This is a genomic window from Priestia sp. P5_B4 (assembly GCF_056400385.1).
The window spans coordinates 1-10,600 of sequence record NZ_JBFULJ010000086.1 but is presented as its reverse complement, the minus strand read 5'-3'; the positions used below and the strand labels follow the sequence as shown (position 1 = coordinate 10,600).

The following is a 10,600-nucleotide window of genomic DNA, read 5'->3' as shown; positions in this document are numbered from 1 at the left end:
TTCAACCCCTGCTTCTTGCTCGATCACTTCAGGGCCGTTAAGGCCAAACCTTGCTTCTTTTGTCATAATGAGATAACTAAAGAGTGAAGCAGTGATGGACATTCCTCCAAAGCAGCCTACATTTCCTGAGATAACTCCAACAACAGGTGTATGCTCACGCAAAGCAACCACAGCTGAGCCAATTTCAGATATCGACAAAAGTCCATAATTCGCTTCTTGGAGCCTTACCCCTCCTGTATCGAATAGAAAAACAGGTCTGACAGGAACACCTTTTTTGTGATTATTAAGGGCTAGTTCTAAAGCTCCTGCAATTTTAGCTCCCGATACTTCACCAATGCCTCCCCCTTGAAACCCTCCTTCTATGGAAATGACAACGGCTGGCTCTCCTGCTATCAGCCCACCTGCTATAATGACACCATCATCGCTTTGAGGAACAATATTTTGCTTAGGTAAATGAGGCGATTCGATTCCGTCAAAAGGGCCAAGCAGCTCATAGAATGTTCCTTGATCTAAGATTGCCTCCGCTCGTTCTCTTCCATTTAACTCAATAAAGCTTTGACTATTCACTCCCATTTTCACTCACCTCCAAAGCTTGTGCAAGACGCAAGGCGACTACACCAGGCGTAGCACCGAAATCATTAATTACAATTTTCGCTTGAATGGTATGAACGCTAAAGAACCGGTCTAATACGGCTTTCCAGGTTTCACTAAACCCTTCCCTTCCTGTTCGTACTGATACGTGAGCATGTTCTTCATCCGAAGGAACCAATAAAATTTCTAAATCCCCTGAACCAACAACGCCTACATGTGCGCGCTGAGTTAACTTTCGATCGGCTTTGTATTTAAACACTAACGTTTCCATTAGCCACTCCTCCCTGCAGACGTTTACGATTCTTTAAAAAGAGATATTCGATCTAAAAATAATACAGCAGCCAGCAAATCTGCACTTCCGCCTGGAGAAGCSTTAGATGATAGAAGCATATGATCTAACGCTTCTAGCCGCTGTTTTCCCATTGATGTAGATACCCCTCCAGCTTGTAACACATTGGATGCCGCCATTTTAACCTCCTTTAACACAACCGGACCAGCACGATGCAAAATACACGTATCATCAAGGTTGGCAATTAATGTTACTAAAGTATCAATCCTTGCTGATGTTTCATGTATGCCTAGCTTGCGAGCTTTATGTAAAGCAGGCAAGCCTATATGAATCACGTGGGGAAACCCCTGCTTCGCCTCTCCAGCCGCTCCTTTTGCGCCATACTGTTTTTTCACACGAAGTCCATTAGATGAATGCAGAGGACAAAAACGATCTGCATAACGAGCAATTTGTCCTGCAGCTTCTGTGATGGATGCAGGTGATGCTTGAATGCCGCAAACTGCTGTTGCAGAAGCAAGTAGACCTAATGCCCAAATGGCTCCTTTGTGTGTATTAACACCATCCGTAGCCGCGTACATAATTTGTTCGCCCTCGCGTCCAATTCGAGCAATTTCTTCCCTCAGCATCTGACTTGGCTGCTTTCCTTGACTGTATAATGCAATCTGTAAAAAGGTCGGTTGTAAAGCATAAGCAGAAGTTAACAGCGTCTCAATATTCATATCTTGATGAGATCCAGTTGTTGCTGCATCTACAAGCCCAGGCTTAGGTGTAAGCACCGCTTCATCAACCAGAGCGGTAACTGCCATTTTAGCTATTAGACATGAGTAAAACACAGCTGGTCTTGGCTCTTCTTGAATACTTTGAATACGCATATTCCTTACCAGCTCCTAAATTTAGCAGGCGGATTATACAAGCCATCCGACCATTCTACTAAATCTTCGACACTTCTTGCTGCCAATAATGAACGCTTTGCTTCTGTACGGCGAATCTGTAAATCTTCGGGAAAAGCCACTAGGCCATCTCTGCGCATCTTTTCCACTTTATTTTGGTTATGTCGCAGGCCTATAGGTGTTACCCCTGCTACTGCTTCAAGCGCTGCTTTTCTTTCGTCCAAGCTTTGTGCTTTATATAAATAAGCAATTCCTTCTTCCGTCACAACATGCGTCACATCATCTCCGTAAATCATGACAGGAGCAGTAGCTAATCCTGCTTGTTTCGCTACCTTTATCGCATCCAAAGACTCCACAAAAACAGGCTCATTTCCTGATTGAAAGGTTTCAACCATTTGAACAACTAGCTTTTTGCCTCTTGCTAGTTCGTGCTGCTCGTTTATCATATCTAGCCAAGCAGGGGTAGAATGTCGGCGGCCTCTAGGGTCATGTCCCATATTAGGCGCTCCGCCAAACCCTGACAAACGTCCAGATGTGACGGTAGAAGAATTTCCTTCTCCATCTATTTGCAAAGTTGATCCTACAAAAGCATCTACCGCATATTGACCAGCCACTTGACACATCGCACGGTTTGAGCGCAGGCTACCGTCGCGTCCTGTAAAAAACACATCTGGACGCGCTGCTGTGTATTGTTCCATTCCTACTTCTCCGCCAAAGCAGTGCACGCTCTCGATCCATCCGCTTTCAATAGCCGGAATTAACGTAGGGTGAGGATTCAGAGCCCAATGCTTGCATATTTTACCTTTCAGTCCTAACTTTTCTCCATAAGTAGGCAGCAAAAGCTCAATTGCAGCGGTATTAAATCCAATGCCATGATTTAATGATTGTACGCTGTGGCGTTCATAGATCCCCCTAATTGTCATCATACCCATTAAAATTTGGAGCTCTGTAATATGACGAGGATCTCGCGTAAATAAAGCTTCCAATTGATAAGGCTGATCCGCCACGACGATACAATCAATCCAAGAAGCCGGAATATCCACTCGCGGAAGTTCTTCAACAAGTTCATTTACCTGCACAATAACAATTCCATCCTTAAACGCCGTTGCTTCGATAATGGTTGGTGTTTCTTCCGTATTTGCTCCTGTATATAAATTACCTTGTGCATCTGCTTTGTCAGCAGCCACTAAGGCAATGTTCGGAATTAAATCAATGAAAAGGCGTCCGTAAAGCTCTAGATATGTATGAATTTCTCCCATTTTCAACGTCTCATCTTCAATCATTTGAGACACGCGAAGGCTTTGAGCACCGGCGTACGAAAAATCAATTTTTTCAGCAATTCCTTTTTCAAATATGTCGAGATGTTCGGGACGTGAAATACTAGACATAATCATATGAAGGCCGTTTACTTTATCAGCGCTTACTTCATTCAGCGCCTTTGATAAAAAAGATGCTTGCTTTTGATTATCTCCTTCAAGCACTACTTTATCTCCGGGTGATATAAGCAATTCTAACGCTTCAATAATGTGTTCATTACCCAATAACTTTCCTTTAAGAAGATGGTCTATTTGTGCAAGGCGAGCTGCTTTTTGATCTCGGCGAGTTGTCCATGATTTTGAAGTTTTTTTTATGCCACTCATGTTCTAGCTCCTTTCTGACATTTCTAAATTAATACGCTTACATTTTTTCTTTTTCCATTAAAATCAGCAAAGTTTTCATCGTAGATTCGGCTGCCGAAATAGCCCTTGCTTCAGGGAAGCTCTTAGCAGCCAAATCCGTCAGCACTCTTCCTGGAGCCATTTCAATATATAATCTTGTGCCCATTTCATACATAACTTCCGTCGTATCATGCCAACGAACGGGCAGGGCAACACTCGCAGCCAAGTCTTCCTTAACATCAGCAGCTTTCCATAATTTCCGAGCTTTACAATTACCTATAAAAGGAACGATCGGGTCTTTTCCTTTTACTTCAGTTATTGTTTTTCGTAATTCACTCGAAACTCCTTCCATAAGAGGACAGTGAGAAGGCACCGTTACATGAAGCATTTTAGTTTTTCTAGCCCCTTTTTTAGATGCTTTTTCAAGAACTTTCTCGATTGCTTTTAAGGTGCCAGAAATCGTTATTTGATCAGGAGCATTTAGATTCGCTACGTACACAGGAGCTGCATCAGTTGCTAGTTCATGTACAATAGAGAGAAGCTGATGCTCGCGAAGTCCCATTACACCCCCCATACCATAACCATCAGGATAAGCATTTTCCATCAGTTCCCCTCTTTTTTTCACAAGAAGAAGAGCTTCTTTAAAAGATAACACTTCAGATGCAACTGCTGCTCCAAACGCCCCTATTGAATGCCCCCCTACTRCGTCTGGCGAGTATCCTTTGTTTTTAAACGACCTAGCCGCAGCTACTCCTGCAATAAAAAGACATATCTGAACATTTTTATTATATTTCAATTTTTCTGACGAATCTAACGATAATACGTCTTGATTTAATGCCTCACTTGCTTCTTCAAACGTAGTCGCTAATCCCCATTTATTTTTTATATCATGAAGCATACCAGCATATTGTGCACCTTGTCCTGGAAATAGAAATGCAACACTCATCGTGTTTCTCCTTTCGACTTTATATCATCCAAGGAGATAATGGATAATTTTATTATAAAGAACATAGGATCAATAACTCTAATACATATTTCTTATATATCCTATAACTTGAAATCTATATAAAAAAGAGGTTGGGATATAACTAAATGAATCCAATCTAAAGACGAAAAAATGGGATACATGAGCTCATATGGCTCGCTTGTTCCATCACGGTTGATTTCCGTGCAAGACTTCGCTTTCCRCGTGCGTCCGCTGAGCCTCCTCGTCGCTAAACTTCTGCCAGTCTCACTATTCCGCTTTTCCCGCAGGAGTCTTCGTCTTGTCCTCCACTCAACCGCTAGAAGCAACTACATACATAAAATCTACGTTTGTCCTATCAATAAAAAAAACCGAACGAGTTAGATTCTCCATTAAGAATCTAACTCGTTCGGATCTTCAACTAAAGTACTTTTAGCTACAGATGAGCCGGAAAATGCGGAAGCACTTCTTCGCCAAGCTCATGTATAACTTCTTCAGCGGGACGCTTACTATCAAAAAGAGCAAAAAAGAGATGATTAACTCCTATTTCTTTATAAATAGAAAGAAGCTCAATTAATGCATTACGACCTGCTCGAAATCCTAAACGAATTGGCGTTGGCATTTCATTTGGATCTTCTGCCAAATCTAGATGCATAGGTTGCGTAAAAGGTTTAAAAACGCCTGGATGATAGATGTCAACCAGTTTCCTCCATTGTGTAATAGCTTCTGCTTGCAAATGAGGATGACGAGGATAATACATCCAGCCGTCTCCATACTGGGCAAACCACTCCATATTTTGCTGACTGTATCCCGTGATCATCGTTGGAATACGTTTCGTTGGCTTAGGAACCACATTTGCTCCTTGAACAGAACCCAAAGTAGACTGGATAGATGGAAAATCTTGATTTAACGCTGCTTCTAAATAATGAAAAGCCTCTGTAAATCGCTTTCCTCTTTCTTCATGAGGAATACCTAGTCCTCGAAAATCTGCTTGACGGTCTCCAGAAGATACGCCCATAATCAACCGCTCAGGAAAAAGCTGATCAATGGTTGCCATTTCTTTAGCTACGCGAAGCGGATGACGCAAAGGCAGCACAATAGCAGATGTACTAAGAGCAATTTCTTTTGTTTGACTGGCAAGGTAAGTCAAATAAATAAGCATATCATAAATTTGACCCGTTGCTGGATCGCCAAATGATGGATCTTGAAGAAGGACATCACGGAACCATAAGCTTGTAAATCCATATTGTTCTGAAAGCTGCGTGAGCTCTACTTGTTTTTCCATCGTAGGCGTGGCATACTGATAATTTTCAAGCGGCATATGCAAACCTAACGTTAACTCATTCTCCTTGTACATACGACGATACGCCTTATGATGTTGAAATGCAGTCATTTGCTTCCTCTCCTTTTATAGATAAGAGATCATCGCAAAAGGCGATGATCTCTTGTTTTATTTTGCTTTTGCTTCTATTGAGCGGCTCCATGCTGTTAATAAGACCGCTCCTAAAACCATAACTCCTCCAATCCAAGGAGTATGAACAAGACCAATCGAATCAACAATCAGGCCGCCTACAAAGGAGCCAATAGCAATTCCAACGTTAAATGCAGCAATATTAAGCGCAGACGCTACATTCACTGCYGAAGGAACATACTTTTCAGCTAAGTTCACGACCAGCACTTGCAGTCCAGGTACGTTCATAAATGCCAATAAGCCCATGGCAAAAATCGTAATCGTTCCCGCTACTTTAAATGATGCAGTAAACGATAAAATAACTAAGATAACGGCTTGAATTAGAAACATCCAAAATAATGCTTTTAACGGGTCTTTATTCGCAGCTTTTCCTCCGATTGTATTTCCGATGGCTACCGCTACACCGTATACCAGCAGTAAGATACTAACCGCGCTTGATGCATATCCTGTTAGTTTTTCAAGAATAGGTGCTAAATACGTATAGGCTACAAACGTTCCGCCATATCCTAAGGCAGTAATAGCAAACGATAGTAAAAGCGGCCCGTTTTTCAAAATTTTCAATTGATCACTAAACTTTGCCGGCGGCGCTTCTTTTAAGTTTTTAGGCACTAAAAGAGCACTTGCAATAATGGCAATAACCCCAAGTAACGCTACTCCCCAAAATGTTGCTCTCCAGCCGAAAGCTTGTCCGATAAATGTACCAAGCGGAACACCTGTAACCGTTGCAACTGTTAAACCTGTAAACATTAAAGCAATGGCACTTGCCCGCTTATCTTCCGGTACCAAATCAGCAGCGATAGTCGCACCGATAGAAAAGAAAATTCCGTGTGAAAATGCAGTAATAATTCGTGCTATAAGCAGCAGTCCAAAGCTTGTTGATAAAGCTGCTACTGAGTTTCCTACGATAAAAATAACCATCAATAGCATCAACAGTGATTTTCTGCTCATTTTACTTGTTAAAGCTGTTAATACGGGAGCTCCAAATGCAACTCCCATTGCGTATCCTGAAATTAATAACCCTGCTAGTGTAATGGAAATATTTAAATCATCTGCAAGCGATGATAATAAACCTACTGGAACAAACTCTGTAGTCCCGATTCCAAAGGCGCTAATAGCTAGCGCTAATAGCGGCAAAGCACCGCTTTTTTTACTTTGTTGTGTTTGTGAAATTGTGTTCACTTCTTAACGCCTCCTGTTCGTTATGATAACTTCTTCATAATAGCTTCTCTTACGGCTAATTAGCTTAGGTACCTTTCATATATTCGCTAACTCGCCATCAACAATTGTTATTATGAGCGATGTAAAACCAAAGAAAAAGTACGCACTTTCAAGTGATATAGGCACCTGGAGGTTACAATAAGCGTAAATACTAAAGTCATGAACTATTGGGTATTCTAAAAAAATGCTTACACCTAGAAAATTTTGCTCTATAGTGATATGATAAACATCAGAAAAAATGCGAAAACATGCATTTGACCGTTATCTCTAGAACAAGGAGAGTTGTTAACGTGAAAAAATATAATATTCCAGTGGAAGCGGCACTAGAAGTCATTGGAGGCAAGTGGAAAGTCGTTATTCTTTGCCACTTAATTAAAGGGACAAAGCGCCCTGGAGAATTAAAAAGAATTATGCCGCGCGTTACGCAAAAAGTATTAACGCAGCAGCTTCGAGAACTTGAAGCAGACGGCATCATTGTTAGAAAAATGTACAATGAAATGCCGCCTCGAGTAGAATACTCTTTAACAGATTACGGATGGTCTTTAAAAAGCATTCTTGATTCATTATGCTCTTGGGGAGAACATCATATTGAAAAAACGTATCCTGATAAAGAAGCTGTACTTATGCAGCCTGTAGAAGAAGTCACTGTTTCTAATTAAAAAAAGCTGACTATCTAGTCAGCTTTTTCATTCCCTTACTTTCTTTGTTTTTTCAGATGATGTATATATTCAGGAGGAACCCATATGACAGAACAACTTAAAAAGAAAATTAGTCTTCAAGATGCTATCAAACAGCAGCTTGCTAATAAGAAAAATCAATCTTCAAGTAAAGCTCAAAATAGCAGCACCAATCAAGCAACCAAAAAGCTGACGAGTCAACAAACAAAAAAAACGAATAATCAGCGAAAGAGAACAGGTGTATAATGAACGGACAAAATAGAAAAGACGTAGCTCCTGGAATTGAAGTCGACATTGTTTTAAAAGCAGATCAGCGTTCTGGAAAACTTACACGCGGAACGGTCAAAGACATTCTGACCAATTCAAACTTTCACCCACACGGCATCAAAGTCCGTTTAACAGATGGACAAGTCGGACGCATAAAAGAAATTTACCCAAATTAAAAAAGCATGTATTCTACATGCTTTTTTAGTTTACACTTCAAATAAATCTACTTATCATTTCCTACTTTTGTTAAAATAAAGAAGCACTGTCGTCCCCTTTCTTTCCCTTGGGAATTCACGCAAGGAAGAAAAAGGTGGTGGATAGTCTGAGACGAATCCTCAAGTCATTTTTCCTAGATGCTGAGAATGTTCAGCTCCTAACGGCTTACGTAGAGCTTTTAGGAGCCATAGTCGCTCTTATTTTGCTATTTTTCCAGTAGTAAAATAAGTAATCACCGATAAGTATCGTCTAAAAGGTTCTTCATCCATAAGCCTCGTGTGCTGATTGTCTTTAGGGAATCGTGTTTGGCGGCACTTCCCTATAGTAAAAAGACAGCTTCCTTGCGGAAATGGACAAGGTGTAATCAACTACGGCCGATTATGGGTGCGGGACCTTTTTCTTTATTAGTCTATGTCTTTTTTTTACTTCCCATACACAAAAATAAAAAAACCTCCGAGTTGGCGGTCTCGAAGGTTTTCTCTAGTGAATCGTTTTCGACAAATCCTCATCCGGGCTAACAAGGTTCAGATCTAATAAGATTATGTGATGAATTTCTTCACCTTACAAGTTGCACTTGTCAAAGCTAAGAATTCATTCGCTTGTTAAGAATAACTGAACGTGCGCTCCAGATTGTCATTTTTCCTAGTCTCAGTATATCATATTTATTGAAAACAGGTAAAAAAAGTGTTCGACAAAGCTTGTTAGCAGCTCTTCACCTATGTCATATTTTTCAAAACAAAAAACATTTTACAAATATGAAGGAATTTCATACTATTAGATAAAAGATAAAACATAGAAGATAGAAGATAGAAGATAGAAGTATTCTGACTTGGAGAGGATTTCAATGAAGCAACCTCAGTTAGAAAAAGAAATTCGAGCCTTACAATCAGATATTTACCAATTAGCTAAAAAAACAAGCAGCTATTCTCACGGTGAGATTTTAAAATTAAGTCAAAAGCTAGATCAAAAAATTGTTAGTTACCAAAAGCTTTTTAACCATACCAAATAAGAGCCGCGTTGGACTTTCACTTGCTATCCCTCAAGTACCATAAACCTACAAATAAAACAGATATGTTTTATTCGCAATAGGTACATCTCTGCTTCCCTAATTAATAGGGAAGTTTTTATTTAGAAAATTAAAACCTTCTCCTTTCCTTAGGTTAGTTGTCATACAAATTGGGTATTCAATCAGTAGGCCTTAAAACCTATCTAAGAAACATAAAGGAGAGAATGCATGATGAGTAATGCTGATACTGCCGAAACAAAAAAAGGCGCTGACTTACTAGTAGAAAGTTTGGCAAGTCAGAATGTGCCTTATATTTTCGGCATTCCAGGAGCCAAAATTGATGGCGTATTTGATGTTTTGAAAGAAAAAGGACCAGAAGTAATTGTTTGCCGCCATGAACAAAATGCTGCGTTTATGGCAGCTGCTATGGGAAGACTGACAGGTACGCCGGGCGTTTGCCTTGTCACATCAGGTCCAGGTGCCGCTAACTTAGCCACTGGCCTTGTGACTGCTACTTCTGAAGGTGACCCAGTGGTAGCCCTAGCAGGAGCCGTTCCAAGAGCAGATCGATTAAAAAAGACGCATCAATCAATGGATAATGAAGGACTATTTACATCTATCGCCAAATTCAGCGTTGAGGTAGAAGACGCTGCAAACGTTCCAGAAGTGATAACAGACGCCTTTCGCGAAGCTGTTTCTTCTCCTTCAGGAGCATCTTTTGTCAGCTTGCCGCAGGATGTAATGGATAGCGAAACATCAGCTTCCACTCTATCCGTTTTAAAAGCTCCTACGATTGGGACTGCCAATTTAGACGCTGTTGCCCAAGCTATACACACTATTCGCACAGCAAAACTACATATAGATAAAGAATATAACTTTATTGAAGCCTTGCGTGATGATCATTACGCATCTTTTGACGGTGTAAGAAATAGCCGCGGGAGAGGCCTGCGTATGGCTGATGATCTTTTTTGTGGTATGCAAAAACATCATGGGGGGGGAAATACATGCGAGTAAACTTCAAAAGGTCCGCACAAGCGGGTGTGAATATGAAAAAGAAACAGCCGAGAACAATTCACTCCACGTTAAACACAATAGGGATACTTATGTTTATTGGAATTTTGATCAGGTGGTGGACCGTGCCGTTTGCCGTTAGTAAGGATCTCCGAATTTACTATAATCAAGATTTTCAAATGACATTGAATGAGTGTAAAGAGTTTCTTGCGTTCGTTTTATGCGCAGCAAGCGTGTATTTTAGTTTAGTAAACGTCTACTTTTTAGGGAAAACAGGTAAAAAACTAGTCTATACCGTTCTTGTTTTACTGGCTGTTTTTAACCTCTATATGATGCTTGCAC

The 10,600-nt window shown here is 40.6% G+C and carries 12 protein-coding genes and 1 pseudogene; 6 read left to right on the top strand and 7 right to left on the bottom strand.

What is annotated here, in order from left to right; translation table 11 throughout:
• The 7 genes from AC1DRF_RS10460 to AC1DRF_RS10430 form a co-directional block, all read right to left on the bottom strand.
• The coding region (locus AC1DRF_RS10460; RefSeq protein ID WP_477740707.1) for a biotin-independent malonate decarboxylase subunit beta at positions 1–573 on the bottom strand (573 nt) is incomplete at its 3' end.
• Positions 560–862 (bottom strand): malonate decarboxylase subunit delta, encoded by a 303-nt coding sequence (locus AC1DRF_RS10455; RefSeq protein WP_477740706.1) that lies wholly within the window; start codon positions 860–862, stop codon positions 560–562. The genes AC1DRF_RS10460 and AC1DRF_RS10455, both read right to left, overlap by 14 nt.
• 23 nt (positions 863–885) lie before the next feature.
• Positions 886–1,752, bottom strand: a complete 867-nt coding sequence (locus AC1DRF_RS10450; protein ID WP_477740705.1) for a triphosphoribosyl-dephospho-CoA synthase — start codon at positions 1,750–1,752, stop codon at positions 886–888.
• 5 nt (positions 1,753–1,757) lie between these two features.
• Positions 1,758–3,410, bottom strand: a complete 1,653-nt coding sequence (gene mdcA / locus AC1DRF_RS10445; protein ID WP_050689313.1) for a malonate decarboxylase subunit alpha — start codon at positions 3,408–3,410, stop codon at positions 1,758–1,760.
• A 37-nt stretch (positions 3,411–3,447) separates the two neighbouring features.
• Positions 3,448–4,374 (bottom strand): malonate decarboxylase subunit epsilon, encoded by a 927-nt coding sequence (gene mdcH, locus AC1DRF_RS10440; RefSeq protein WP_477740704.1) that lies wholly within the window; start codon positions 4,372–4,374, stop codon positions 3,448–3,450.
• A gap of 454 nt (positions 4,375–4,828) precedes the next feature.
• A complete protein-coding gene (locus AC1DRF_RS10435) occupies positions 4,829–5,785 on the bottom strand; it encodes an LLM class oxidoreductase (protein WP_477740703.1) in 957 nt (318 codons plus the stop codon).
• 57 nt (positions 5,786–5,842) lie between these two features.
• Complete coding sequence (locus AC1DRF_RS10430) at positions 5,843–7,042, bottom strand: MFS transporter (protein ID WP_477740702.1); 1,200 nt, start codon at positions 7,040–7,042, stop codon at positions 5,843–5,845.
• 329 nt (positions 7,043–7,371) lie between these two features.
• Here AC1DRF_RS10430 and AC1DRF_RS10425 point away from each other — a divergent pair, with 329 nt between their 5' ends.
• The 6 genes and pseudogenes from AC1DRF_RS10425 to AC1DRF_RS10400 form a co-directional block, all read left to right on the top strand.
• Positions 7,372–7,740, top strand: coding sequence for a winged helix-turn-helix transcriptional regulator (locus AC1DRF_RS10425; protein WP_013055500.1), 369 nt, complete (start codon positions 7,372–7,374; stop codon positions 7,738–7,740).
• An 84-nt stretch (positions 7,741–7,824) separates the two neighbouring features.
• On the top strand, positions 7,825–8,004 hold the full coding sequence (locus AC1DRF_RS10420) for a hypothetical protein (RefSeq protein ID WP_013055499.1): 180 nt from the start codon (positions 7,825–7,827) through the stop codon (positions 8,002–8,004).
• A complete protein-coding gene (locus AC1DRF_RS10415) occupies positions 8,004–8,201 on the top strand; it encodes a YwbE family protein (RefSeq protein ID WP_043980363.1) in 198 nt (65 codons plus the stop codon). The genes AC1DRF_RS10420 and AC1DRF_RS10415 overlap by 1 nt, the downstream gene beginning before the upstream one ends.
• An 884-nt stretch (positions 8,202–9,085) precedes the next feature.
• A complete protein-coding gene (locus tag AC1DRF_RS10410; protein ID WP_014461503.1) occupies positions 9,086–9,250 on the top strand; it encodes an aspartyl-phosphate phosphatase Spo0E family protein in 165 nt (54 codons plus the stop codon).
• A 225-nt stretch (positions 9,251–9,475) separates the two neighbouring features.
• Positions 9,476–10,013: pseudogene (locus AC1DRF_RS10405) on the top strand (thiamine pyrophosphate-binding protein); the annotation flags it as partial.
• A gap of 238 nt (positions 10,014–10,251) precedes the next feature.
• The coding region (locus AC1DRF_RS10400; RefSeq protein WP_477740701.1) for a hypothetical protein at positions 10,252–10,600 on the top strand (349 nt) is incomplete at its 3' end.

Excerpts from the sequence above, each read along its gene's own strand:
- AC1DRF_RS10455 (WP_477740706.1), bottom strand. The coding sequence starts at position 862 with ATGGAAACGTTAGTGTTTAAATACAAAGCCGATCGAAAGTTAACTCAG.
- mdcA (WP_050689313.1), bottom strand. The coding sequence starts at position 3,410 with ATGAGTGGCATAAAAAAAACTTCAAAATCATGGACAACTCGCCGAGAT.
- AC1DRF_RS10435 (WP_477740703.1), bottom strand. The coding sequence starts at position 5,785 with ATGACTGCATTTCAACATCATAAGGCGTATCGTCGTATGTACAAGGAG.
- AC1DRF_RS10420 (WP_013055499.1), top strand. The coding sequence starts at position 7,825 with ATGACAGAACAACTTAAAAAGAAAATTAGTCTTCAAGATGCTATCAAA.
- AC1DRF_RS10415 (WP_043980363.1), top strand. The coding sequence starts at position 8,004 with ATGAACGGACAAAATAGAAAAGACGTAGCTCCTGGAATTGAAGTCGAC.
- AC1DRF_RS10410 (WP_014461503.1), top strand. The coding sequence starts at position 9,086 with ATGAAGCAACCTCAGTTAGAAAAAGAAATTCGAGCCTTACAATCAGAT.